The following is a 23,820-nucleotide window of genomic DNA, read 5'->3' as shown; positions in this document are numbered from 1 at the left end:
TCACAAAATTATTAGAGCATGTCCAAGAATTTGCCGGAAATGATCTTTGCATCTTCCTCAGAACGGCAGATAATTAAACAAGTATCATCGCCGCCAATCGTCCCGAGTATCTCTTGCCAATTTAAATTATCAATCAATGCACAAATTGCCTGGGCATTACCCGGGAGCATCTTCATAACCAGTAGATTATTGGCTGCGTCAATACGTACAAATGCATCAACCAGGATTCTCTTTAATTTTTGAAGTGGATTGAAACGTTGGTCGGCTGGCAGGCTGTATTTATACCTTCCATCCGTTAAAGGGACCTTAACTAGGTGAAGCTCTTTAATATCCCTTGAAACGGTTGCTTGAGTTACATTGTATCCAGCTAATTTCAGTTCTTCAACCAGCTCATCCTGGGTTTCAATATCGTTATTAGTTATAATGTCCCTTATTTTTATATGTCGTTGTCCTTTATTCATAAGTAGTAGCACCTCTTCTCATCTGTTGCTCATTTTAATGGCAATCGATATCATACTTAGGAAGCTCCCAATATGGGATTGCTTCGGTATCATCCGTACGTGCAAATAGGCCGCTCTTGAAAGTGGCTAAAATTAATGTTATCGGATTTTTATGCAATTGTACAACTTTTTCTCTAAAATGCATAACAAGTCTATTATTTATTCTTACCTATATTATGTATCCACACTTAAATGATTCAAGTGCATTTCAACACCATTTCAAGTTAAAAAGCTCCTTTAGCCAACCATTCAGCCAAAGGAGCCGTACAAGTTCTTGCTATTCTTTTTTAAATTGCGCATGGGCTTCCCCAACGATGTCATCAACCGTTTTCGAAAGCAATATCGCTCCATCTTCCTTTGACCCTTGCCAGTATAAATGAAGTAAAAATTCAATATTTCCATCACCGCCGGTAATCGGTGAGAATGAGGCATCTTTAATATCGTAGCCTTCCTTTTTAGCAAAAGAAATGATCTTATCCAACACTTGTTTATGGATTTTGGGATCACGAACAATCCCTTTTTTACCCACCTGATCCTTCCCAGCTTCGAATTGCGGTTTAACTAAGGCAACGACGTCACTATTCGGAACGAGCAAGGTCTTCAGCACCGGTAAAATTAACGTTAGGGAGATGAAAGAAACATCAATGCTTGCAAAGTTAGGCATCTCCCCATCGAGATCGGCGGGTGTAACGTAACGGAAATTCGTCCGTTCCATTACTTTCACCCGTTCATCCTGCCTAAGCTTCCAGGCAAGTTGATTATATCCTACATCAAGGGCATAAGACATTGTGGCACCATTTTGCAAGGCACAATCCGTGAACCCTCCTGTTGATGATCCGATATCAAGCAGGATTTTTCCGTTCACTTGTAAATCGAATTCCTTTAAAGCCTTCTCAAGTTTAAGTCCGCCTCTTGAAACGTAAGGCATGACTTTTCCTTTAATAGTAAATTCGAGATCAACCGGTACTTTTTCCCCAGGTTTTTCGTACCTCTCTTCATTCGCGTAGACAAGACCAGCCATAACCATACGCTTCGCTTTTTCTCGTGTATCTGCCAAGCCTTGTTCTACAAGTAATACATCTACTCTTTCTTTCATCACTTTCATATTGTCAGGCCCTTTTTTCTTTTTTGGGTGTTATCATTTTAATCTTTTTGATGGCTGTTTCAGTCGTTAAACCGATTTCTTCAAGAAGTTCATCGACACTGCCATGTTCAATGAAATAATCAGGTATTCCCATTCGATCTATAATTGCTCCATAAAACCCTTGGTCATGAGCATATTCTAGTACAGAACTGCCAAAACCACCTTGAAGAACCGCTTCTTCTATTGTCAAGATAGGCATTTTTTCACCAAGTAGGCTGCTTAGCATGTTCTCATCCAAAGGCTTAATGAACCGGGCATTGATCACCTTAACTGAATAATCCTCTTTCTCTAGCAGTTCTGCCGCTTCAAGGGCCATTGGAATGGTGGTACCGAACGTTAAGATGGCAGCATCCGTTCCATCTTTAAGAACTTCCCACGAACCGATTGGAATCTGCTGTAATTCAGCATCCATCACAACACCACAACCATTCCCACGAGGGAATCGCATAGCGATTGGACCATCATTATAGCTTAAGGCCGTATTGACCATATGCTGGCCTTCGTTTTCATCTTTCGGCATCATCAACACCATATTAGGAATGTGTCGTAAGAATGCAATATCGAAAACGCCTTGATGCGTTTCACCATCGGAACCAACCAATCCGGCACGATCAATTCCTATGAATACGTTCAAATTCTGTCGGCAGATATCATGGACCACCTGGTCATAAGCCCTTTGCAGGAAGGTTGAATAAATGGCCAGGAACGGTTTCATTTTTTGCGTTGCCAATCCAGCTGCAAAAGTTGCAGCATGCTGCTCGGCAATCCCTACATCATAGAAACGCTCTGGGAACTCTCGGGAAAACCCCACCAATTTCGAACCTACTGGCATTGCAGGTGTAATCGCGACAATCCGTTCATCTTCACGGGCGAGCCTGCTGACAGTATCGCTTACAAGGGCACTCCATGCAGGAGCTTTACTAGGGGATTTCACGAAATCGCCTGTCTCTATCTTGTAGGGGCCTGTCCCATGCCAATTTCCTGTTGTATCCAACTCGGCAGGTGAATAGCCCTTGCCTTTTTTCGTGATGACATGTAGCAGTACGGGTCCCTTCGTTTTCTTGGCATATCTTAAATTCTCCAGCAACTCTTCATAATTATGACCATCGACAGGTCCAAGGTATGTGAAACCGAGTTCTTCGAAAAAGATTCCTGAGACCAATAAGTACTTCATGCTATCCTTCAAGCGTTCAGCGGTAGCTGCAAGCTTACCACCGACTGCAGGAATTTTTTTCAAAAGTAACTCCAATTCATCTTTTGCCCAGTTATATTTACCTGCGGTCCGCAATCTTCCCAATATCGTGTGCAAAGCCCCCACATTAGGCGCTATCGACATTTCATTATCATTCAGGATAACGATCATGTCCTTTTTTTCATCCCCGATATGATTCAATGCTTCAAGTGCCATTCCGCCTGTTAGGGCCCCGTCACCGATTACAGGCAAAATGAAACTTTTTTCACCTTTTATATCACGGGCAGCGGCCATTCCCATTGCAGCTGAAAGGGAAGTCGAACTGTGACCGGTTTCCCAAACATCATGGGGACTTTCAATCATTTTAGGAAAGCCGCAAAGACCTTTATATTTCTTTAAGGTATTGAACTCCCCTGCTCTGCCTGTCAGGATTTTATGGACATAGGATTGGTGTCCGACATCCCATAATATTTTATCATTCGGACTGTCGAATTCTTTATGCAAGGCTATAGTCAACTCGACTACTCCTAAATTGGGACCGATATGCCCACCGGTCACCGATAATTTTTCCACAAGGAATTTACGTATTTCCACACTTAACTCGACTAGTTCTTCATTATTCATCTTCTTCAAAAAAGAAGGGTCTTTTATAGATAGAAGATCCAAACAGGACCACTCACTTTCTGTCATTTTCGGTTGTTAGCATAAACAAAGCCTCATAAAGAGGGCTATATGGAAGACTTGACCGAAAAATTGGTTTTAAGTTAAAAAATAGCCGCCAACACCCAGGTGATTTCGGCGGCTTAATAGACCTATTTTATCACGTATCTCAATTAAAAAATTCATTTTGATTTTCGCATATTTTTGCACAATGAGTATACCATAAAACCTCAATTGATAACAAATTTAGCCACAATCAATGATTACGGTTCGCTATTAAATCGGTTAGTTCATTCAACAAACCCGTTTGTAAGGTTGTTTTTCCCAAAGCGGCATGAGCAAGTTCAATATGATGTTCCAGCTTTTCCTTTGCCCCTTGAAGCGAAAGTAAAGAAGGATATGTGCTTTTATGATTTCCCTCATCACTGCCAACCGGCTTGCCGATCAACTCGACTGACCCTTCAATATCCAGAATATCATCCCGAATCTGAAAAGCAAGTCCCAGGTGGTATGCAAAGTCACGTAAATGGAGTCGCTGTTCTTCATTCGCACCGGCTAATATAGCACCGGAAAGGATGCTTGCAGTCAATAACTTCCCTGTTTTATGTTCATGGATATACTCCAATTCCTGAAGGGTCAACTGTTTATTTTCACCTTCCATATCGGCAACTTGACCTCCAACCATCCCTTCGGCACCGGCAGACTTAGCAATTTCACTTACAAGGTTCAGCTTCATTTCAGCCGTCACATCTGGATCGTTCATATCCGTCACCAATTGAAAGCTATATGTAAGGAGGGCATCACCTGCCAGTACTGCTACCGCCTCACCGAACACTTTATGATTCGTCGGTTTTCCGCGGCGGAGATCATCATCATCCATCGCTGGAAGATCATCATGAATCAAAGAATATGTATGAATCATTTCAATGGCAGCAGCTGCAGGTATCCCCATCCTCAAGTTTTTTCCAAAGGCCTCCAGAACCGCAAAGACCAATAAAGGACGAATCCGTTTACCGCCTGCCTCCAATGAATAGATCATGGCTTCTTTGACCACAGCAGGAGCATTAAGTTTATTGACATATTCAACGATTTCCCGTTCTATAATCGCCTTATATTCTTTAGAAAACATATCAAAGGACGCCGTACCCATGTTATTCTTCCTCCTGTACAGTGAAGTTTTCTAGTTCCCCATCTTCGCGCAAAATTTGAGTCAACTGATCTTCAACCGCCTTAAGCTTTGAGTGACAAAGCCTGGATAAATCCATTCCTTGTTTATATATGGAGATGGCTTCCTCTAAGGGCACATCGCCTTCTTCCAACTGTTCTACAATTTTCTCAAGATTCTCCATCGCTTCTTCAAAAGTGGCTTCCTGTTTTTTTGTCATGGTTCTATTCGCTCCTTTATTTCTTTAATTTCACATTCAAGCGTTCCATCTTTTATGGAAACGGCTATCTTATCCCCTCTGGATACTTGCTGTGTACTTTTCACTAACGTCTCATCCTCAGCAAAAACCAATCCATAGCCCCGTTCCATGATTTTTAATGGACTGAGGGCAGACAAAGTGGCTGTAATATGAACGAACTGCTGTGATTTTTGCCGATAAATGGCTTCCATTGCCCTCCGCAATACTTTTGCATGCTGCCGCAATTCATCTTTGGAATTTTGCACCGCTTGTTCAGGATGCTGCTTTTTCAGAATATCGTTCAACTGGTTCAGCTCATCCCTCTTTTTCATGAAATACCGCGTGCCGGACCTCCCGAGCCTGTCCACCGTCTTGTCTAGCTGTTCAAGCTTCTGTTCATACATTTTATGTGGATAACGGAAAGCATAAGATCTCTCCATCCTGGTCAAACGGGTTCGTTCGAAATTCACCACTTCACGAATGGAGCGGGTCAAGCGATTCTTACGGTTCATCAGGCGTTCAAGTATTTCATTAAGGTGGGGAACCGCTAACTCTGCTGCACCAGTCGGTGTAGGAGCCCGCATATCGGCGACAAAATCAGCAATTGTAAAATCGGTTTCGTGACCGACAGCAGAAATTATCGGTATATCAGAATCATAGATTGACTCAGCCACTATCTCCTCATTAAAGGCCCATAGCTCTTCGATCGACCCGCCGCCCCTTCCGACAATGAGTACATCGCTTTCTGCCCTAGCGTTAGCCATGGAAATTGCCTTGGCAATCGATTTAGCGGCATTATTTCCTTGGACTAATGCTGGGTAAACGATGACTCTGGCAATTGGATATCTCCGCTTGATGGTGATCAGGATATCTCTTAATGCAGCTCCGGTCGGTGATGTTATGACCCCTACAGACTTAGGGTATTGTGGAATCTGTTTCTTATGCTCGGCCAAAAACAAACCTGCCGCCTCCAGCTTTTTCTTTAGCTGTTCATAAGCAAGATACAAATCCCCGACACCATCAGGGGCCATGCTTTTCACATAAAGCTGATACTGTCCGCCTGCCTCATATAATGAAATATCGCCCTTAACAAGTACCTTCATTCCATTTTCAGGCAGGAATTTCATCCCTTTGTTATTGGCGGCAAACATAACGGAGAGGAGTCGGGCCTTCTCGTCCTTTAGAGTAAAATACATATGTCCGCTTGTATGTTGTTTAAAATTTGAAATTTCGCCTTTTATGTATACATTTTGCAAATGGGGATCGGCATCGAACTTCCTTTTGATGTATTTCGTTAAAGCCGATACACTCAAATATTGTTGGTTGCTCATATAATGTCTCCTTCCGATGGAAATCGGATTTAAAGAAAACTCACTTATAGGTTTTACTTAAAACTCGCTTATTCTATGAATGAAAAAAAGCGGTCTCCCGTTATTATAAAACAAGAGGTCCGCTTCTTTAAAATAATTTAACGTTTTTTTAGCTTTTTAAGGCTTGCTTATTCTGTTCAAGTGTTTTTTGAGCAGATTTGACCGTATTCTTCATAAGCATCGTAATCGTCATGGGACCAACGCCTTTAGGAACAGGTGTAATGTATGAAGCTTTGGTTTTCACTTCATCAAACGCCACATCACCGCAAAGCTTCCCTTCATCATTCCTGTTCATTCCGACGTCAATGACGACAGCACCTTCTTTAATATGGTCACTCGTGATCGTGTCCCTCTTGCCGACAGCTGCCACAACGACATCAGCTTGCTTTGTATAATACGCAAGGTCCTTTGTCTTTGAATGACAGTATGTGACGGTTGCATTCGCATTTAGAAACATTTGTCCGGCCGGTTTTCCCACGATATTACTTCTCCCTACGATAACAACATGCTTACCTTCAAGGTCATAGTCGATATACTCAAGCATCACCATCACCCCGTAAGGCGTACAAGGTAAATAAGCATCCTGCCCAGTCATCATCCGCCCAATATTAATGGGATGGAATCCATCTACATCCTTCTCGGGGGAAATCGCTTCAATGATCGCTTTTTCCTGAATATGTCCAGGTAACGGCAGCTGCACCAATATACCATGAATGCTGTCATCCTGGTTTAATTCATCAATGCTCTGAATTAATTCCTCCTGAGAGAGTCCCGCAGGCTTTTTAATCAATACAGAATGCATGCCCAGATCTTCACACGCCTTTTGCTTATTGCGTACATAGGTTTGCGATGCTTGGTTGTCCCCCACAAGGATTACAGCCAAACCCGGAACGATATTTTTTTCCCGTAATTGTTGAACTTCCTTACTGATTTCTTGCCTAACTGCCTCTGCAATTTCTTTACCATTAATGATTTGAGCTGACATGTGTATATTCCTCCCAAGATAATTTTGCTAAAGAAATTGCTGAGAGAATCCCCTGGTTAAAGGCTGCAGCCTTAGCTGCCGCTTTTCACCTTAACTTTGGATAAAACGGCATTTACAAAGCTGCTCGATTGATCATCACCGAATTTCTTAGCAATTTCAATAGCTTCATTCATTGCAACACTTACAGGAACATCTTCACTGTGAACCATTTCATAAACCGCGATCCGCAGTAAATTCCGATCAATGTTCGCCAGTCTTTCCAACGTCCAATTCTCTAAATTGTCCCTGATCATTCCATCAAGTTGTTCACGATTTTCCGTTATCCCCATTACTAATTTCTTGAAATATTCATCAGTAGGAGCACCATCCAGTACGCTTTCCATTGCTTCTTCTGCATTCGACTTGGCAATATCTATCTGATATAGTGCTTGAAGGGATTTTTCACGGGCTACTCTTCTTTTCATAATCTTACTCCTTTAACATCTACTATTATATATGAAAACGCTAGAACAAACGAACATTTAATAACATTTTTTCAAAAATATTAAGATTTTCGCTTATTTTTTTATAAATTAAGCTGAATCCCACTTGAATTAAGGCCAAAAGACTCAAATATCTTGATTCAAGACAACATCTCAAGATTCATTTCCAGTTAAACGGCCAACACAGTCATATACTTTTTGAAAGTGTCAAAAAGCTCTTGCCTAGCTTTCATGCTCATATTTCACCTTTTACACTCTAACAGAAATCACCCTTGAATTAAAGGGAAACTTCCAGATACCGCCTTATTATGTTCATTTAACGTAATATTATTAGCGGGCTCCAAAAGCAGGGTATCATTGAGTCAAAAATTCAAAAAAACAAAAACCCGGCTTTTTGCCGGGTTTTTGCAGGTGTGAATCGAATGAAGCCAACTTACACTTCTTGTTCGTAATCCGCTTCTTGTTTAGCGTTTTCAAACGCAATGCCCACTACATGAATGTTCACTTCGCCCGCGTCGATAGCGGTCATGTTCAACAAGGCTTCACGAATGTTATCTTGCACTTCCTGAGCAACTTTCGGAATTGAGACACCAAACTTCATGACACAATAAAGTTCGACTTTGATGGATTCTCCCGTTAAGTCAACTTTAACACCTTTACCGTGGTTCTTTTTACCAAGCTTTTCAACTACACCTGTAGCGAAATTCCCGCGCATATGTGCAACACCTTCAACTTCCGATGCAGCGATACCCGCAATCACCTCAATCACCTCAGGCGCAATTTCAACTTTGCCCAAACCACTATTATAATCATTCATTTCGAGTAATTGGCCTTCCATTTCACTCATTCAAAAGCACCTCCTGTCTTCCTTTACATTATGAGTTCATTACATCATATATTTCAAGGAATTTGGTATTAAATTCTCCGGAAACAAATTGTTCATGCTGAAGTAACTTAATATGGAAAGGAATTGTCGTGCTGATCCCTTCAATGACAAACTCACCTAAAGCGCGTTTCATCTTCTCAATCGCCTCGTCTCTCGTCGGTGCATGGACAATCAATTTAGCGATCATGGAATCGTAATACGGAGGTATCGAGTACCCAGGGTATGCCGCAGAATCCACACGTACTCCGTAGCCACCTGGCGGTAAATACATGTGAATCTTACCTGCTGAAGGCATAAAATTCTTTTCTGGATTTTCCGCATTGATCCGGCATTCGATGGACCATCCGTTAAACGTGACATCTTCTTGTGAAAGTGATAGTTTGTCACCTGAAGCAACTTTGATCTGTTCTTTAATCAAATCGACGCCCGTTACCATTTCTGTAACTGGGTGTTCGACCTGGATACGTGTATTCATTTCCATAAAGTAGTATTTTCTATTCACATAGTCATAAATAAATTCAACTGTACCGGCACCTGAATAGTTTACGGCAAGAGCAGCCGTAACTGCAGCCTGCCCCATATCCGCCCGTGTTTCACCATCCAGGGCTGGAGAAGGAGTTTCCTCAACAAGTTTTTGCAAACGTCGCTGAACCGTACAATCACGCTCACCTAAATGAATGGCGTTGCCATGATTATCTGCCATGACTTGAATTTCAACGTGACGGAAGTCCTCGATGAACTTTTCAATATACACGCCTGGATTCCCAAATGCAGTCGCGGCTTCCTGTTGCGTGATGTTTATGCCTTTAATGAGTTCTTCTTCGGTCCTTGCGACGCGGATACCTTTACCGCCCCCGCCGGCAGTAGCTTTGATGATGACTGGATAGCCCATTTCATTAGCCAGGGCTACACCCTCATCCGTATCTTTAATTATGCCTTTGGAACCTGGTACGATCGGTACACCAGCTTTACGCATGGTTTCCCTTGCTACGTCCTTCGTTCCCATTTTATTGATGGCTTCTGGGCTAGGACCGATGAAAATGATATTACATTCACGGCATAGCTCAGCAAAGTCCGCATTTTCAGCAAGGAATCCATATCCAGGGTGAATCGCATCGGATCCCGTCTTCTTGGCTGTACTGATTATGTTCGTTGTATTTAAATAACTGTCTTTTGATAATTTAGGGCCGATGCAATATGCTTCATCAGCAATTTGAACATGTAATGCTTCTTTATCTGCTTCTGAATAGACCGCTACAGTCTCGATTCCTAATTCCTTGCATGCCCGGATGATTCGGACAGCAATTTCCCCACGATTGGCAATTAATACCTTTTTAATCATTTAGAAACAGCTCCTCATTCCGGCTTTACTAAAAATAATGGTTGTCCATATTCTACAAGTTGACCTTCTTTTACAAGGACTTCAACGATTTCACCGCTTACTTCGGCCTCGATTTCATTGAAAAGTTTCATAGCCTCCACGATACAAACAATGGAATCCCCTGTTACTTTATCGCCTGCTTTTACGTATGCAGGTGAATCCGGTGCAGGAGATTGGTAGAATGTACCCACCATCGGAGAAGTGATTTTATGTAAATTTTCCTGTTCAGTGACGGCAGCAGCCGGTTTTGCAGGTTCAACAGCTTTTGGCGCTACAGAGACAGGAGCCGCTGCGGGCTTGACCTCTACTGCTGCATTGGCTTGAACAACTTCTTGAGCAGCTGATGGCTGTAATACTATACCCGTTTCAGTTTTTTTCAATTTAATTTTCGTTCCTTCATTTTCAAAAACGAATTCACTGATATTTGATTGACCGACTAGCTTAATAATTTCACGAATTTCTTGCACTTTCATTTTGTGGCACCCCTTGTCTAATTTAATATGAGTTTGTGAGGCAATAATATTTTATGTAACCTTTTACCCTTAGCTTATCCTACTTTGTCCAATTCTGCACAATGTAGCCGCTTTCTCCATCCGAAAGCGTATAAACTGAATGCACCCTCCATCTGTATTATAACAGATATTTCATTTTCTCAAAATATTGTTCCCATTAGAGAATTGAAAAGTTTATGACCAGCTTCTAACATCATACAATATTAGCTTATACAAATTCAATGATAGATTAGTTGCAACTTGTTATCCATGCTTTTATATTACACCTTTATTCTAATATTGTGAATATTTTTCAACCGGGCACCCTTAGCGTTTCCACTTGAATTCTGCTAATTCCCACTTTGAAACCTGCATTAATCTCCATCTAAATTACTTTTCTAGAATATTACGGATGATCATAATACCCATTTCTGTTTGAGTTCCTGGTATCAATTTACATAAAAAAACTTTTCCTCTAAAGTTTCCCGGTTGTAAGTTAGTGAAAAAATAATAATAAAAAAGCCTCCCTTTTTTATTTAAGGGGGACTTTCAAATTTTTACGATTATGAACTGTTGTGTATCAGCCCTTATTTCTGTATCTGAGATTACTTTTCCGGTTGGAAATCTACCACTACATTTTGTGCATCGCTCACTTCTTTCCTTACGAGGCGGATAATGTTATTGGCCTCTGTTTTCGTTTGTTTATCGGCCTTGACACTCACCTTTACATCCGTTCCGTCCACCCGCACCAGTGCGGCATTGTAATCCATGGCTACAATTAAGTTTTCGATGATATTTTCTTTTACTTTCGTTTCACTTAATTGCTCGATTTTCGCATAAGCCTCATCTCGTTCTTCAGCGGATAGGTCTGTATTGCCCATCTTTGCAGTCAATTCTTCATTCAGCTTAGCCCGTTCATCTTCAATCTGCATCCTTAACGATTCGAACTCGTCCCCTGATGCAATGGTTACAGAGGAACCTTCTGTATTTTTGGACGTTTCTTTATCACTTTTATTTTCCCCTTTGGTATCCGCTTTGCTATCTGTTTTACTTTCTGTTTTATTTTCTGCCTGTTCCATTTCTTCCGTTGCCGTCATATCGGCAGCATTTTCCTCAGGAGCTGTTAAATAATAGACTGAAAGTACAACGACCAGACTTAGCATAGTCAATAACCAAACGGTTTGTTTTTTTAATAACATGTAGATTTTCCCCCTTATTTTTTAGGCATGACAGAAACCCTGTGACTCGGTACATCAAGTGAACGTGTGACAGCCTCGATGATCCACTTCTTTATTTGGATGTTTTCAGCCCCTTTAGCGACTACCAGGACGCCTCGTACACTAGGTTTTTTCGTTTCCGAAATGATCGGCCCTTCTTTTTCACCGCTTTTGACCAAAACGAGCTGTTCATCAACCGATGTGTCTTCGACCGTCCTTTTGCCGCCTTCCTGGTCGGTTTCTTCTGTGACTTGACTTTGGGTGACTTTGTTTCTTTCATATACTTTTTTCTCGGATGCATCCACGTAGATTACGACTTTTACATCCTGGACGCCTGCGATGGATTCAAGCGCTTCCTTCATTTCATTCTGAAGATATATTTCATAGTCTTTTGTCGTCTTGAATTCGGATTTCTTCTGGCCGAATGTTTCAACATCCCCTTCGTCATCTTGTTTATCATTATTGAATACCGTCTTCACTTCAGGTGTTTGTCCCGTCTGGTTGGTGGTTAACAAATTCCCGGCCATCATAATTCCCGCTCCCAAAAGGACAACTATTAGAGCATAGACATACAGGGAAGGTTTTTTTTCCTTAGGCTCTTTTTGGTCAGGGTCTTTATTTAATAGTTTTTGCAGCCAGGATAATGGACCTTTGTCTTTGTTCAATAATCAGTCACTTCCTTTCCCCGGCGATTTCAATGATCTCTTCATCAACGGACCAACTTGTTGCCAGAAACCTTTTGACAGCATCCAGATTGGCATCATTCGAAGTGGAAGGTCTATCTACATTGATATCAACCTTCGCTACTGCCTCTATCTCCGAGTCTTCTTTCCCCTCTGCCTTTTCCAATGATATGGTTATGTTTTGCAAATCATCAACGCCCGGCTTTTCCTCATTCTTGACTCCTACATCAATTGAACTAATTTTCATGTTATAATCCGCCATCAACTCCTCTTCCACTTCTGTCTGTAATTGGACAGCCATTTGTTCTAAAATATATGCACCCTGTGCTGCTTGTATTTCTTTTTTCTTCATTTCTGTCAAATTTCCTAAATCTTTTTTTTTCTGATCTTCAAATTCACTTGTAGCCGCAGAGAGGATTTCGTCGAAATCCTTATTGAATAATCCCAATATAGGAGTGATGATGATCGCAATCAGTAAAAGTCCGATTACCATTTTGGCATACTTCTGTAAAGCCGAATTCGGTAGAAGCATATCGATCACAGTAGCCAGCAATACAAATATGATGATGTTGGATACCCAGCCAGCTAAAAAACTCACCAAGCCCTCCTCCTTTCTAACGAACCATCAATGTAATGTTTCCAGAGGCGATAATTACTGTGATACTTAAAAAAAACATGAGTGAGACAATGGCCAATGCTGCGAAAATATAAATCATGCTTTTACTTATAATGTCAAGGCACTTTATTACAGGCCCTCCGCCCAGCGGCTGCAAAAGACTCGCTGCCAATTTATAGATAAAAGAAATCATCAAGATTTTTATGGCGGGAAATGTGGTTATGAGCAAGAGAATAATGACGCCTGACAAGCCAACTGTATTTTTCAGAAGAACGGAAGCACTGATGACCGTATCCGTTGCATCTGTAAACATGCGCCCTATTATCGGTATAAAGTTACCTGTCACGAATTTGGCCGTTCTGATCGTCACTCCGTCAGCTACAGCGGAGGATGCCCCCTGAACGGATATGACGCCAAGGAATATGGTCATGAATGCTCCAAGGATCCCGATGGCAAAATTACGGAGAAGCTGTGCCAGCTGTGTCACTTTATAATGTTCGGTCAGCGTGCTGACGATGCTTAAAATCGCTGCAAAGAATAATAACGGAAGGACGACAAACTGGATCAAGATACCGCTTGTATTCATCAAAAACATTAATACCGGGTGGAAGAAAGCTGCTGATACAAGTCCGCCTGAAGCAGCTATTAAGGCCAAGAGTAAAGGGATGAGCGCCATTAAAAAGGAAATCATCAAATCTATCGTATCTTTTGTATATTCAATCGCCACATGAAAACTGTTAAGTGCCAAAATGATCAGCACCATATAAACGATTGCGTAAGCGACTTTACTTACGGAGCTTTGTTCGAACGCATTCTGCAAAGACTGCAGGAACATGCTGAAAACTGTTAATAAAATGAGTGATCCCAGCAGCTTTCCATTCACGAGCAGTTCATGAAAAATGAATTTTGTAATCCCCTTTATCCATTGCTCAAAGGAGAATTTCTTATCACCGCTTACAAAATCCATGAAGCTCCCTTTCTGGCTTTCCGGTAAGAATCCTCCATATTCCGTTACGATGTTATCCCAATATTGTTTGAGTTCATCGACACCGAGCCTTTCTATTTGGGCTTGTACCAGTTCCGACTGCATGATCGGCTCTTGTTCGATTTCACCACTTTCAGGATCTTCGGCAGCTTGTCCAATAGATGTATGCAAAAAAAAGAGTAAAACGAATAGAATGGATAAGTAAGGCATCCGCTGCTTCATACATTCACCTCATTGACTAGTAGAAGTAATCCGTTAACTTGGGAGCATCTGTAAAATCGTTTCGATGATGACCGTCAAAATCGGAATCGCCATGGCAAGAATCAAGATTTTTCCGCTCAATTCTATTTTGGAAGCGAGCGACCCTTGCCCTGCATCTTTTGTAATTTGAGAAGCGAATTCGGCAATATAGGCAATTCCGATTATTTTTAGGATGGTCTCCAGATACACGGTATTTACATTCGCATTCACAGCAATTTTTTCTAACATCAAAATGATTTCGTATATCTTATCCGCTAGAAAAAGAAAGATGGAGCAGCCTACAAAAACGACAAGCAGGAATGCGAAATTTGGTTTTTGCTCTTTGACGACTAGGGCCAAAAAGGTGGCAACTAGGGCAATGCCCACGATTTTTATGATTTCAATCGTGAATCCCTCCCTTACTGAAATAGGAATACAGATTTAATTTTTTGAAATAAATCCTCTACTACAGAAGCTACCATGAATAAAATATAGATAAATCCGAAAAGTGTGACCCACTGGGCATATTCCTTCTTCCCAACCTGATCGAGTATCGTGTGAAGAAATGCCACAACAAGCCCTACACCAGCTATTTTAAATATGATGTCCACATCAATGCCCATTTTCATTCCCCCCACATATTCCTACATCAGCAAGATGATCAATAATAGACCTGATAAAAAACCAAGACTTTTCATCATTTTTTCATATTTCCCCTGTCGGTCGAGTGCATCGCTCTCTTCCCGTTCCAAGTGTGCCATCGTCAGCATGATTTGCTTTTGCTGATGATATTTATCGCTTTTTCCAAGCGTCTCCCCAAACTGTGAAAGAATCTCGAATTCTCCCTGTTTTAAAGCAAGGGATTGCCATATTTTCTTCAAACTATCATCCCATGCTTCTTTGACGGTGGTCTCACCTGATTCGAGTCGATTTGCAAAGGTATCGAAAAAGATGGATAAAGGTTTGGGCATCTGCTTAGAAAGTTTCCTTGCGGCTTCTTTCAAAGGTGTGTGACCATACATGATTTCTGCTTCAAGTGATTGCATGGCAACTTTTAGCTGCCTCAGTTGGCGGGGCCTCATACTTAATTTTTTCGCAGCTTCGAAACCTGCCCATGTCGTTGCAATGATAATGATCGCTGCTCCAATTAACTTAAACATGCGGGTTCACACTTTCTCCCAAGAAAATGGGAACCCCCGCTGCATCAAGGACTTTGTAGCCCCTCTTTCCGGATTTACTTCTCTGTAATTCTATAAAACGTTCAAAGATGTTTTGCTGTAATATTTCTGTGATGAAGGGCCGCTTCTTAACCTCAGCCAGTGTATGGCCATGCGTAGTTATCATGAGTTTAATACCTGCATTCACAGCTTCCAGCACAGCCTGTGTATCCTCCGCGCGGCCTATTTCATCCACGATCAATACATCAGGGGACATCGAACGGATCATCATCATCATCCCTTCCGCTTTGGGACATCCATCGAGCACATCCACCCTTGTTCCAAATTCGAGCTGCGGCACTCCATGAACACACCCGGCAATTTCTGAGCGCTCGTCCACTATTCCCACCTTTTGAGGGGGAATGCCCCGTTTTTCATCTCCACTGGATATCATCCTTGCGATATCACGTAATACCGTCGTTTTTCCTGTTTGCGGAGCACCAATCAACATCGTATGTTGCCATTCCCCATTATATAAATAAGAAGTGAGCGGTTCAGCAGCACCTATTTTTTCACGTGCAATCCGAATATTGAATGAGGAAATGTCCCTGATCGCTTTGACCGCCCCATTTTCCAGGATAACCTTGCCAGCAAGACCCACCCGATGTCCACCCGCTATAGTTATATATCCTCGTTTTAATTCTTCCTCAAGTGTATATAACGAAAATTGACCTATCTGATTCAATAATTGATCTGCATCCGAATGGGTCACTTCATAGGAAAAGAAGAAAGGTTCCCCACCTACAATGACCTCAAGCGGCCTTCCAACCCGAATCCGCAGCTCTTCCATCTTTTCGATCATCATCGGTGTCATACCCCGGAGTTGCTCGTATAATATTTTCGGTAAAAAGGAAAGAATCGTTTCCATTTTGATAATCCTCCTGTATACACCACTTTCAATAAAATATATGCCGACCTGCCCACAATGATGACAGGCTATTAAAGAAACCGACCATTTATTGATTTTTTTATTACTTCCTGGATCTAAAAAAGACCAAAAAAAAGACCGAGAAATTAATCTCGGTCTACAGTCTTTTTATTAAAAAAAAGGTAAAACATGAAGGATAACCAAGTCTTCTTATAAAATCATGGTTTGGGATTAGACCAAACGGACCCTCCAGACTGTAGACAAATTTGAAGAAAGCGAGTTGCCTACAGTCTTTTTAAAATAAAAGGATGAAAACTTGAGGTGATGAGGATGCTTTTTAAACATGATCATGATTCTATTCAGCGAGATCAGCTTGAAATGATTACTACTTTAGACCAATTGGTGCCAGCGAAACATTTGGTTCGTAAAATGGGGATTTAAAGTATACAACAACAAATAAAGAGGGCTATCGTGAGTACAAATCATCCATATCCAATAAAAAATCAAAAAGGTTTCGGAATGAAACCATTCCGAAACCTTTTTGTCTACAAACGAAACCGAGAAATTCATCTCGGCCTTCTTTCATTTATGCGCGTGATACGTAAGAACCTTCATTTGTATTGATCAATAATTTGTCACCTTGGTTGATGAAGAATGGAACTTGAACCGAAAGGCCCGTCTCAAGTACCGCTGATTTCGTTCCGCCTGAAGATGTATCGCCTTTTATTCCTGGCTCAGTCTCCGCAACTTCAAGTTCTACTGTGTTTGGAAGCTCGACCCCAAGTGTTTCGGCTTGGAAAGTCATGATATGTACTTCCATATTTTCCTTAAGGAATTTCAGTTCACGTTCAATGCTTGAAGCTGGTAGCTCGATTTGGTCATACGTTTCGTTATCCATGAATACATGGCTATCTCCGCTTGCATAAAGGTACTGCATTTTGCGGTTTTCGATATGTGCTTTAGCAACTTTTTCACCAGCACGGAATGTTTTCTCCTGGATCGAACCTGTACGAAGATTACGAAGTTTAGAACGTACAAAAGCTGCACCTTTACCAGGTTTAACATGTTGGAACTCGATAACCTGCCAAATTCCATTATCTACTTCAATCGTAACACCCGTGCGAAAATCGTTTACAGAAATCATAAAATTGTCCTCCTACATGTACATGTTTACAGAATGATTAACTCTTTCGTTGAATGAGTAAGTGCTTCGTTACCTTCATTTGTAACGATTGTATCATCTTCAATCCGCACTCCGCCTACCCCCGGTAAGTAAATCCCCGGCTCGACGGTTACGGCCATACCTGGTTCTAAAATGATATCAGACCTTAAGGATAATGCCGGACCTTCATGAACTTCCAGACCGATTCCATGTCCAGTCGAATGTCCAAAATACTGCCCGAATCCCTTTTCTTCAATTAAATTACGAGTTAGTGCATCCGCTTCCCTGCCCGTCATCCCAGGTTTAATCCCAGCCATTCCGCGCAGTTGCGCTTCTAAAACAATGTCATAAATGTTAATAAGTTCTTCACTTGGCTTGCCAACTGCCAATGTCCGAGTTATGTCAGACACATATCCGTTATAGTATGCTCCGTAATCCAATGTGACAAAATCGCCTTTTTCAATGATTTTATCCGTAGCCACTCCATGTGGAAGAGCGGATCTTACACCAGATGCTACGATAATATCAAAGGATGAGGAAGTTGCCCCCTGTTTCCTCATGAAGAATTCAAGTTCATTGGATACATCCAGTTCTGAAATCCCTGGACGCATGTAATCCAGAATATGTGTAAAGGCAGCATCAGCAATAGCAGCCGCTTCCTTTAATATCTTAATCTCTGATGAAGTCTTTATCAAGCGTAAATTCTCAATAACTCCAGACACCGGCAAAAGTTGTGCTTCAATGCCCGCTTCGTATGCCTTATATGTCGCAAAAGTCATATGCTCTTGCTCAAAGCCCAGTGTGCCGATATTCATCTCTTTTGCCTGCTTACCGACTTCTTCGATGATGGTTCCCTTATGTTGGACGATTTCATAGTCTGCAGCCTGCTTGCCCGCTTGTTCCACGTATCTGAAATCAGTGATGAATTTAGCTTCTTTTTGGGAAATCAGGACGACGCCTGCACTTCCCGTAAAATTGGTCATGTACCGGCGGTTATATGTACTGGTGATCAAAAAACCATCAATGCCCACCTTTTCCATTGAGGCTCTTAAGCGCATTAGTTTATTCATTTAATTTCTCCCCTTTGCAATCTTTGTGATCGCCTGCAACGCCAATTCATAACCGTGTATCCCCAAGCCGACAATCTGTCCCGCCGATACCGGCGCGGTCACTGATTCATGCCGAAAGCTTTCACGGGCATGTATGTTCGAAATATGCACTTCCACAACTGGAACATCAATTCCGGCAATTGCATCACGAATCGCATAGCTATAATGAGTAAAAGCTCCAGGATTAATGATAATCCCGTCGATCCCATGATCTTCTGACCAATGGAGCTTGTCGATAATCGCCCCTTCATGGTTAGATTGAAAAGAGGTAAATTCCACATTCAAGCCTTGAGCTTGCTGCAGCAGTAGAGCTTCCACATCCGCAAGCGTCGAGGATCCATAATGTGCAGGTTCCCGCTTCCCCAAGCGATTTAAATTCGGACCATTGATTAGTAAGATTTTTGTCATCTCAACACCTGCTCATAATTAAAAGAATGCTTTCCATGAACATTCTATCATAATTACAAATTGTCTTACTACTTTTTTACAACCAAGAAGCGATCAGCTTTCCTTTCGTTTCTCGGCGTGCTTTTGTTGACGTATATATTCCTGATGATCGTATGATATAGAATACCCTACAAAAAGACCGTATAAAATAAAAATGCAGACACTGGTTATAATCGTATTTGCCGACATTTTCGAAATGGTTGGCAAATCGGCGAACATCGGTTTCAGGACAAATACGAGCAACACCCAGCAAACCACTCCAAAAAAAATACCCGAAAAAATACTCTTCATCCTTTTAAAAAGACCATAGTATATAAAAGCGATCCCCACGGATAGAATTCCGAACAAAAGTATGGTCATTACCGTACCAAGCCAGTGATCGATCCAAGTCATATTCGACCACGAAGTAAGTATGAATTTTGGGCTAAACCCCATAAAATTAACATAATGGGCGATGATTCCGGCAAAACTGGCTGCAGCCCCGCCAACAAAACCGATAGCTAGTACATTGTAGATCAACACGCTTTGATTTTCCTGTTGAATTTGTCCATTTTCATTAGAAGACATATCAAACACCTCCGCTACGTAGTATGCCCTTTGTTAAATAGAACTATTTTTTTTATTCTTAAGGAGGAGAATCACTAGAGGTTTTGGGATTTATTCTGTATGATTAAATCATAAATATTGTACTTTTTTCAGAGGAAAATACCTATCCTCTGTTGAAGTTTATAATGTACACAGGATACTAACTTCCTGTGAGTCAACATTCATAAAGCAATCGCAGGGATAAAGCCGCCATTCAATTTTGGAGGACCGCCTTTAAACCCTTGTGATGCTTGATAATAAACATGTTAGCACCCATGAGAGAGCTACGTGAATAACTATTAGGTTGGTGTAGAAATGTCTGAGGTCCAAAAACCCGTTTATGGAGGGCAGGCTGTTGTGGAAGGCGTCATGTTCGGGGGCAAACATCACACAGTAACTGCGGTACGCCGCAAAGATTCAACGATTGTATATTATCACCTGCCGCGAGAATCAAAACCTGTTGTCAACCAATTAAAAAAAGTGCCGTTTCTAAGGGGTATCGTATCACTGATTCAGTCAAGTGCCACCGGCTCGAAACATCTGAACTTTTCCACTGAACAGTATGAAGAAGAAGACGGGGAAAAGCAGGACGAAAAGAAAAAAGAAACGAAAGAATCTTCTAAATTAAGTGTATGGCTTGGAGTTGCCGTAATCGGTGTTCTTTCCTTCCTATTTGGGAAGCTGCTTTTCACTTTGATTCCAGTCTTTCTTGCCGAATTGACAAGACCCATCTTCAGTGGCCATATGGCCCAGGTTTTAATCGAAAGCTTGTTCAAGTTGATATTATTGCTGGTATACATTTATTTAGTATCCATGACCCCATTGATCAAGCGGGTCTTTCAGTATCACGGAGCAGAGCATAAGGTGATCAATTGCTTTGAAAGCGGAAAAGAATTGACCGTTGAAAATGTGCAGGCAAGTTCACGCCTTCATTATCGCTGTGGCAGTAGCTTTATTTTATTTACAGTCATTGTAGGTATGTTTGTCTATATGCTCGTTCCGACCGATCCATTATGGCTCCGTGTCGTGGATCGCGTTTTACTTATCCCCGTAGTGCTAGGCATAGCCTTCGAGGTATTGCAGTTGACCAACAAAGTAAGAGATATCCCCATCCTGCGTTACCTTGGCTATCCTGGCCTTTGGCTTCAGTTATTGACAACCAAAGCCCCTACCGACGATCAAGTCGAAGTTGCATTGGCGTCCTTCCACGAACTGTTAAAAATGGAAAAAAGAACTGAAAAAGTTTTAGAATCAGATGTTATTGTGTAAAACATCTATACACATTTTGATTATGGTAAATCATATACTAACTTAGGGAATGATCTTCATTTATTTCAAATATTTTACATGGAGAATGTTTAAAATAAGCAAAAAATGCTTATGATGCTCTTAAGGAGGTGTCTTTGTTGAAACGTTTCATATCTTTCATGATATACGGAATCATCGCCCTCGGAGTCCTCGGACTAATGAGCCGACTATTTAATGACCCGATTGGCTTTTTTAGAAACATTCTCATAATAGCCATTGTCGCAGGGATTATTTATATGATTTATACCGGATTAACAAAGGGAAAACCAGTTAAAAAAGAGCAGCAAGCATTCCGAAAGGCTGCCCGCCAATCGAAAAAAAGGCTAAAAAACCGAACTTCGAAAAAGGATAATGTGGCTAGCTTCTCTGCAGCAAAATCATCAAAAAAAATAAAAGTGAGAAAGAAAACGGATAGTCACTTAACCGTCATCGAGGGGAAAAAGAATAAAAAGAAAAATCGGGCTTCTTTTTAAGAGCCCGATTTTTTTATGATTATTAATATGTCCAATTCTTAAGGAATTCTTTAGTACACTGTCTGCCCTGATTCATCAATTCACCCTTTTTATCATCATTCAGATTGAAATCCATTGCAGAAATTCCCTTCATCGGGATAAATACAATATTCTGGACGTGTTTTTTGGAAATATAACGTGCATCATGGGCATCTTTCATCGTTTTGAATAGTGCGGAGAACAATTCTACCGCATTATCCACCTCATGCGGTTTCCATATCTCATCGACACTTAGTCGCAAGCCTATGACCGGTCGTTCCTTCCTTACATGATCTGAATTGAATAACCACATTGGAAAATTGCTTAACACACCTCCATCAACAAAAAGGAACGTGCTTTTTCCGACATCAAGTTTTACTGGCTCAAAAAAATAGGGAATGCTACAACTCATTCTCACTGCCTTAGCCACTGGAAATGTGAGCGGATCAATTCCATAATTCGGTAACTCATCAGGCAGTACCACCAATTTCCCATTTGTAATGTCAGAGGTTATGATACGGAGAGACTCCGGTCGAACATCCTTAAAGGTAACTACATTCCTTTCGGCAAGTTTACCGGCAACCCATGATTCCAAAGCGTCGCCTTTATAAAGGCCCAGTTTCCAGTAAATAAGGAGCCACTTAGCAAGCGGGATAGGCAATAGACCACGCCTTTTATCCAGCATGCCGCTTAAATCTATATTAAGAAAAAGCTCTTCCATCTCTTTACCTGTGTATCCAGCGGCTACGAAAGCTGCAATTATGGAACCAGCACTTGTACCCGCTGTCCTATGGAATACAAATCCTCGTTCCTCTAATTCCTGCAGGGCTCCAACTAAACCATAGCCTTTAATCCCGCCTCCGGAGAAAACGCCGTCAATAATCATAGCTGCCCTCCCTAATCCGGTCTTTACATTTTTAAGCAGGATTAGAGCGATTTATGACAGTTTTATATGAAAGATTGCCTTCATCAGGTAAAATACTGAATTTCCGCTTTAGGGAAAAATTCTGCTATATACCCACGAATGGCCGTTTCCAGTTCTGCGGCTTCTTCGGTTTGGTAAACATATTTACCAATACCGTATCGGCCCCATTTATATTTACGCTTCGTTTCGTCCAGTTCCAATTTCGTTTTCGGGTAGTTTTTTTGAATCACTTTTTTGGCAGGGCCAGTAAACCGATGCTGGATTAATTCGAAAGTCAAGTCTGGGATATCCACGCCTTTTAACGCCTCACTTAACCGTTCGAATAATTCACGGTAGCCCTCTTTCCATGCTTCATGACGATATATTGGAGCTACGATAAAACCCAAGGGATATCCGGCACCTGCCACTTTTCGCGCCGCTTCCATTCTTTCTTCAAAGCTCGAAGTGCCGGGCTCGAAATTCTTTATCACGTAACGTGAATTTATACTGAACCTAAATCTAGTTTTTCCATTATGTTCAGCATCCAACAGGTGGTCGACATGATGAAATTTAGTTACGAACCTTAGAACCCCATATTCACTTTTCCCAAAATATTCTATAGCCCTTTTTAATGAATGTGTCAAATGATCAATTCCGACGATATCTGATGTACAGGCCGCCTCAAAACGTGTAATTTCAGGCTTTCTCTCATTGATATAATTTTCGGCTGCCTCGAAAATCTCCTCGAGATTCACGTATGTCCTAATGTATGGCTTTGTTCCGAGTGTCGTCTGTAAATAACAATAATGACAATGCCCCATACACCCGGTTGCAAGAGGGATGGCATATTCAGCAGATGGCTTTGAAGAATCGAATTTCAATGTCTTTCTGATCCCTACCACAAGCGTGGACTTGGCGACACGATATTTTTGTAAATCATTTTCTCCAGGAAGATCCCTAATTTGGTTATGTGAGGTAGTCTCACGGATTTCAATGTTCAAATCCTCGAATTTTTTTTTCAATTCCCGGCCAAGCGGGTATTCCAATGCCCTGGGCTCGATATATACTAACTGTGGCATAAATGGTTTCATTTCGTTCTCCGTTCTTTTCTGGATTTGTTCATACTTTCAATCGAACTACACAATCTAATTAATAGGGATAGTTTTTCTTTATTCTGTTATCCTCATGATTGTTTTTAATTGGAAAATCCAAAATGAAGGAGATGCGATATGGTATGGCTAATAAACGAGACTTCTTGACAAATGGAATGGGGAAACAATCGATTACCGTCCAAACAGATAATAAATATCCAAATCCCAGGAATATACCTGGAGACTCGGTCGATGAATTTTCGGTATTGAAGGATGGAAACCAATATCTAGCCGAGAAGGAAATAGGCCAGCAAAATGAAAATGGATGAATGAACGCAAAGAGAAGCCGAATCCAACGATTCGGCTTCTCTTTATTTAAGTTCAATGGAATGTAAATTGAACA

General features: G+C 41.3%; 29 protein-coding genes. 3 read left to right on the top strand and 26 right to left on the bottom strand.

Annotated features, from left to right (window positions below; all coding sequences use genetic code 11):
• Positions 1-11 precede the first annotated feature (11 nt).
• The 24 genes from ahrC to QUF94_RS09880 all read right to left on the bottom strand — a co-directional run bounded on the left by ahrC (position 12) and on the right by QUF94_RS09880 (position 19,605).
• Complete coding sequence (gene ahrC / locus QUF94_RS09995; protein ID WP_061144401.1) at positions 12-461, bottom strand: transcriptional regulator AhrC/ArgR; 450 nt, start codon at positions 459-461, stop codon at positions 12-14.
• 34 nt (positions 462-495) lie between these two features.
• On the bottom strand, positions 496-645 hold the full coding sequence (locus tag QUF94_RS09990) for a hypothetical protein (protein WP_289315713.1): 150 nt from the start codon (positions 643-645) through the stop codon (positions 496-498).
• 132 nt (positions 646-777) lie between these two features.
• On the bottom strand, positions 778-1,605 hold the full coding sequence (locus tag QUF94_RS09985) for a TlyA family RNA methyltransferase (protein WP_289315712.1): 828 nt from the start codon (positions 1,603-1,605) through the stop codon (positions 778-780).
• Positions 1,606-1,609: 4 nt separating this feature from the next.
• Positions 1,610-3,502 carry a 1-deoxy-D-xylulose-5-phosphate synthase gene (gene dxs, locus QUF94_RS09980; RefSeq protein WP_289315711.1) on the bottom strand — a complete coding sequence of 631 codons (1,893 nt, stop codon included), beginning with the start codon at positions 3,500-3,502 and terminating at the stop codon, positions 1,610-1,612.
• Positions 3,503-3,752: 250 nt separating this feature from the next.
• Positions 3,753-4,646 (bottom strand): polyprenyl synthetase family protein, encoded by an 894-nt coding sequence (locus QUF94_RS09975; RefSeq protein ID WP_289315710.1) that lies wholly within the window; start codon positions 4,644-4,646, stop codon positions 3,753-3,755.
• Between the two features lies 1 nt (position 4,647).
• Complete coding sequence (locus QUF94_RS09970; protein ID WP_064463276.1) at positions 4,648-4,881, bottom strand: exodeoxyribonuclease VII small subunit; 234 nt, start codon at positions 4,879-4,881, stop codon at positions 4,648-4,650.
• A complete protein-coding gene (gene xseA, locus QUF94_RS09965; RefSeq protein WP_289315709.1) occupies positions 4,878-6,230 on the bottom strand; it encodes an exodeoxyribonuclease VII large subunit in 1,353 nt (450 codons plus the stop codon). Before xseA ends, QUF94_RS09970 begins: the two co-directional genes overlap by 4 nt.
• A 148-nt stretch (positions 6,231-6,378) precedes the next feature.
• Complete coding sequence (folD, locus tag QUF94_RS09960; RefSeq protein WP_289315708.1) at positions 6,379-7,254, bottom strand: bifunctional methylenetetrahydrofolate dehydrogenase/methenyltetrahydrofolate cyclohydrolase FolD; 876 nt, start codon at positions 7,252-7,254, stop codon at positions 6,379-6,381.
• A gap of 71 nt (positions 7,255-7,325) precedes the next feature.
• On the bottom strand, positions 7,326-7,718 hold the full coding sequence (gene nusB, locus QUF94_RS09955; protein ID WP_289315707.1) for a transcription antitermination factor NusB: 393 nt from the start codon (positions 7,716-7,718) through the stop codon (positions 7,326-7,328).
• A gap of 451 nt (positions 7,719-8,169) precedes the next feature.
• Positions 8,170-8,574 carry an Asp23/Gls24 family envelope stress response protein gene (locus tag QUF94_RS09950; protein WP_222620245.1) on the bottom strand — a complete coding sequence of 135 codons (405 nt, stop codon included), beginning with the start codon at positions 8,572-8,574 and terminating at the stop codon, positions 8,170-8,172.
• A gap of 37 nt (positions 8,575-8,611) precedes the next feature.
• Positions 8,612-9,964: an acetyl-CoA carboxylase biotin carboxylase subunit gene (gene accC / locus QUF94_RS09945; protein WP_289315706.1), complete on the bottom strand. Its 1,353-nt coding sequence runs from the start codon at positions 9,962-9,964 to the stop codon at positions 8,612-8,614.
• A gap of 14 nt (positions 9,965-9,978) precedes the next feature.
• On the bottom strand, positions 9,979-10,476 hold the full coding sequence (gene accB / locus QUF94_RS09940; RefSeq protein ID WP_289315705.1) for an acetyl-CoA carboxylase biotin carboxyl carrier protein: 498 nt from the start codon (positions 10,474-10,476) through the stop codon (positions 9,979-9,981).
• 623 nt (positions 10,477-11,099) lie between these two features.
• Positions 11,100-11,693 carry a SpoIIIAH-like family protein gene (locus tag QUF94_RS09935; protein WP_289315704.1) on the bottom strand — a complete coding sequence of 198 codons (594 nt, stop codon included), beginning with the start codon at positions 11,691-11,693 and terminating at the stop codon, positions 11,100-11,102.
• A 14-nt stretch (positions 11,694-11,707) separates the two neighbouring features.
• Complete coding sequence (spoIIIAG, locus tag QUF94_RS09930) at positions 11,708-12,376, bottom strand: stage III sporulation protein AG (protein ID WP_289315703.1); 669 nt, start codon at positions 12,374-12,376, stop codon at positions 11,708-11,710.
• A gap of 7 nt (positions 12,377-12,383) precedes the next feature.
• Positions 12,384-12,992 (bottom strand): stage III sporulation protein AF, encoded by a 609-nt coding sequence (spoIIIAF, locus tag QUF94_RS09925; RefSeq protein ID WP_289315702.1) that lies wholly within the window; start codon positions 12,990-12,992, stop codon positions 12,384-12,386.
• A 16-nt stretch (positions 12,993-13,008) separates the two neighbouring features.
• Positions 13,009-14,217, bottom strand: a complete 1,209-nt coding sequence (gene spoIIIAE / locus QUF94_RS09920) for a stage III sporulation protein AE (RefSeq protein WP_289315701.1) — start codon at positions 14,215-14,217, stop codon at positions 13,009-13,011.
• Between the two features lie 33 nt (positions 14,218-14,250).
• On the bottom strand, positions 14,251-14,640 hold the full coding sequence (spoIIIAD, locus tag QUF94_RS09915) for a stage III sporulation protein AD (protein ID WP_289318337.1): 390 nt from the start codon (positions 14,638-14,640) through the stop codon (positions 14,251-14,253).
• Between the two features lie 14 nt (positions 14,641-14,654).
• Complete coding sequence (gene spoIIIAC / locus QUF94_RS09910) at positions 14,655-14,858, bottom strand: stage III sporulation protein AC (protein WP_034308319.1); 204 nt, start codon at positions 14,856-14,858, stop codon at positions 14,655-14,657.
• A 21-nt stretch (positions 14,859-14,879) separates the two neighbouring features.
• Positions 14,880-15,395, bottom strand: coding sequence for a stage III sporulation protein SpoIIIAB (spoIIIAB, locus tag QUF94_RS09905; RefSeq protein ID WP_289315700.1), 516 nt, complete (start codon positions 15,393-15,395; stop codon positions 14,880-14,882).
• Entirely contained in the window at positions 15,388-16,320 is a 933-nt protein-coding gene (gene spoIIIAA / locus QUF94_RS09900; RefSeq protein ID WP_289315699.1) for a stage III sporulation protein AA, read from the bottom strand. Before spoIIIAA ends, spoIIIAB begins: the two co-directional genes overlap by 8 nt.
• A gap of 586 nt (positions 16,321-16,906) precedes the next feature.
• On the bottom strand, positions 16,907-17,464 hold the full coding sequence (gene efp / locus QUF94_RS09895; protein WP_034308328.1) for an elongation factor P: 558 nt from the start codon (positions 17,462-17,464) through the stop codon (positions 16,907-16,909).
• Between the two features lie 26 nt (positions 17,465-17,490).
• Positions 17,491-18,552, bottom strand: a complete 1,062-nt coding sequence (locus QUF94_RS09890; RefSeq protein ID WP_289315698.1) for a M24 family metallopeptidase — start codon at positions 18,550-18,552, stop codon at positions 17,491-17,493.
• Positions 18,553-18,999 carry a type II 3-dehydroquinate dehydratase gene (aroQ, locus tag QUF94_RS09885; RefSeq protein WP_289315697.1) on the bottom strand — a complete coding sequence of 149 codons (447 nt, stop codon included), beginning with the start codon at positions 18,997-18,999 and terminating at the stop codon, positions 18,553-18,555.
• Positions 19,000-19,092: 93 nt separating this feature from the next.
• Positions 19,093-19,605: a YqhR family membrane protein gene (locus QUF94_RS09880; protein WP_289315696.1), complete on the bottom strand. Its 513-nt coding sequence runs from the start codon at positions 19,603-19,605 to the stop codon at positions 19,093-19,095.
• A 333-nt stretch (positions 19,606-19,938) separates the two neighbouring features.
• Between QUF94_RS09880 and QUF94_RS09875 the strand changes: the two genes are divergently transcribed.
• Entirely contained in the window at positions 19,939-20,892 is a 954-nt protein-coding gene (locus QUF94_RS09875; protein WP_289315695.1) for a DUF1385 domain-containing protein, read from the top strand.
• A 137-nt stretch (positions 20,893-21,029) separates the two neighbouring features.
• Positions 21,030-21,404, top strand: coding sequence for an SA1362 family protein (locus QUF94_RS09870; protein ID WP_061464010.1), 375 nt, complete (start codon positions 21,030-21,032; stop codon positions 21,402-21,404).
• A gap of 22 nt (positions 21,405-21,426) precedes the next feature.
• Here the strand turns inward: QUF94_RS09870 and QUF94_RS09865 are convergent, their stop codons facing one another.
• Positions 21,427-22,308 (bottom strand): patatin-like phospholipase family protein, encoded by an 882-nt coding sequence (locus QUF94_RS09865; protein WP_289315694.1) that lies wholly within the window; start codon positions 22,306-22,308, stop codon positions 21,427-21,429.
• A gap of 83 nt (positions 22,309-22,391) precedes the next feature.
• A complete protein-coding gene (gene splB, locus QUF94_RS09860; protein WP_289315693.1) occupies positions 22,392-23,417 on the bottom strand; it encodes a spore photoproduct lyase in 1,026 nt (341 codons plus the stop codon).
• Between the two features lie 143 nt (positions 23,418-23,560).
• Between splB and QUF94_RS09855 the strand changes: the two genes are divergently transcribed.
• Positions 23,561-23,746, top strand: coding sequence for a hypothetical protein (locus QUF94_RS09855; protein ID WP_289315692.1), 186 nt, complete (start codon positions 23,561-23,563; stop codon positions 23,744-23,746).
• The last annotated feature ends 74 nt before the right edge of the window (positions 23,747-23,820 follow it).

The sequence above is a fragment of the Peribacillus sp. NJ4 genome (genome assembly GCF_030348345.1).
Classification (GTDB): domain Bacteria; phylum Bacillota; class Bacilli; order Bacillales; family DSM-1321; genus Peribacillus.
The sequence above is the reverse complement of the archived record's forward strand: the minus strand, read 5'-3'. Positions and strand labels throughout refer to the sequence as shown.

Coding starts and splice junctions, on each gene's coding strand:
- QUF94_RS09970 (WP_064463276.1), bottom strand. CDS start 4,881: ATGACAAAAAAACAGGAAGCCACTTTTGAAGAAGCGATGGAGAATCTT.
- QUF94_RS09875 (WP_289315695.1), top strand. CDS start 19,939: ATGTCTGAGGTCCAAAAACCCGTTTATGGAGGGCAGGCTGTTGTGGAA.
- QUF94_RS09990 (WP_289315713.1), bottom strand. CDS start 645: ATGCATTTTAGAGAAAAAGTTGTACAATTGCATAAAAATCCGATAACA.
- spoIIIAC (WP_034308319.1), bottom strand. CDS start 14,858: ATGGGCATTGATGTGGACATCATATTTAAAATAGCTGGTGTAGGGCTT.
- spoIIIAE (WP_289315701.1), bottom strand. CDS start 14,217: ATGAAGCAGCGGATGCCTTACTTATCCATTCTATTCGTTTTACTCTTT.
- spoIIIAA (WP_289315699.1), bottom strand. CDS start 16,320: ATGGAAACGATTCTTTCCTTTTTACCGAAAATATTATACGAGCAACTC.
- QUF94_RS09880 (WP_289315696.1), bottom strand. CDS start 19,605: ATGTCTTCTAATGAAAATGGACAAATTCAACAGGAAAATCAAAGCGTG.
- aroQ (WP_289315697.1), bottom strand. CDS start 18,999: ATGACAAAAATCTTACTAATCAATGGTCCGAATTTAAATCGCTTGGGG.
- QUF94_RS09890 (WP_289315698.1), bottom strand. CDS start 18,552: ATGAATAAACTAATGCGCTTAAGAGCCTCAATGGAAAAGGTGGGCATT.
- xseA (WP_289315709.1), bottom strand. CDS start 6,230: ATGAGCAACCAACAATATTTGAGTGTATCGGCTTTAACGAAATACATC.
- accC (WP_289315706.1), bottom strand. CDS start 9,964: ATGATTAAAAAGGTATTAATTGCCAATCGTGGGGAAATTGCTGTCCGA.
- nusB (WP_289315707.1), bottom strand. CDS start 7,718: ATGAAAAGAAGAGTAGCCCGTGAAAAATCCCTTCAAGCACTATATCAG.
- QUF94_RS09935 (WP_289315704.1), bottom strand. CDS start 11,693: ATGTTATTAAAAAAACAAACCGTTTGGTTATTGACTATGCTAAGTCTG.
- QUF94_RS09950 (WP_222620245.1), bottom strand. CDS start 8,574: ATGGAAGGCCAATTACTCGAAATGAATGATTATAATAGTGGTTTGGGC.
- QUF94_RS09975 (WP_289315710.1), bottom strand. CDS start 4,646: ATGGGTACGGCGTCCTTTGATATGTTTTCTAAAGAATATAAGGCGATT.
- splB (WP_289315693.1), bottom strand. CDS start 23,417: ATGAAACCATTTATGCCACAGTTAGTATATATCGAGCCCAGGGCATTG.
- ahrC (WP_061144401.1), bottom strand. CDS start 461: ATGAATAAAGGACAACGACATATAAAAATAAGGGACATTATAACTAAT.
- efp (WP_034308328.1), bottom strand. CDS start 17,464: ATGATTTCTGTAAACGATTTTCGCACGGGTGTTACGATTGAAGTAGAT.
- accB (WP_289315705.1), bottom strand. CDS start 10,476: ATGAAAGTGCAAGAAATTCGTGAAATTATTAAGCTAGTCGGTCAATCA.
- QUF94_RS09985 (WP_289315712.1), bottom strand. CDS start 1,605: ATGAAAGTGATGAAAGAAAGAGTAGATGTATTACTTGTAGAACAAGGC.
- QUF94_RS09865 (WP_289315694.1), bottom strand. CDS start 22,308: ATGATTATTGACGGCGTTTTCTCCGGAGGCGGGATTAAAGGCTATGGT.
- QUF94_RS09855 (WP_289315692.1), top strand. CDS start 23,561: ATGGCTAATAAACGAGACTTCTTGACAAATGGAATGGGGAAACAATCG.
- folD (WP_289315708.1), bottom strand. CDS start 7,254: ATGTCAGCTCAAATCATTAATGGTAAAGAAATTGCAGAGGCAGTTAGG.
- spoIIIAB (WP_289315700.1), bottom strand. CDS start 15,395: ATGTTTAAGTTAATTGGAGCAGCGATCATTATCATTGCAACGACATGG.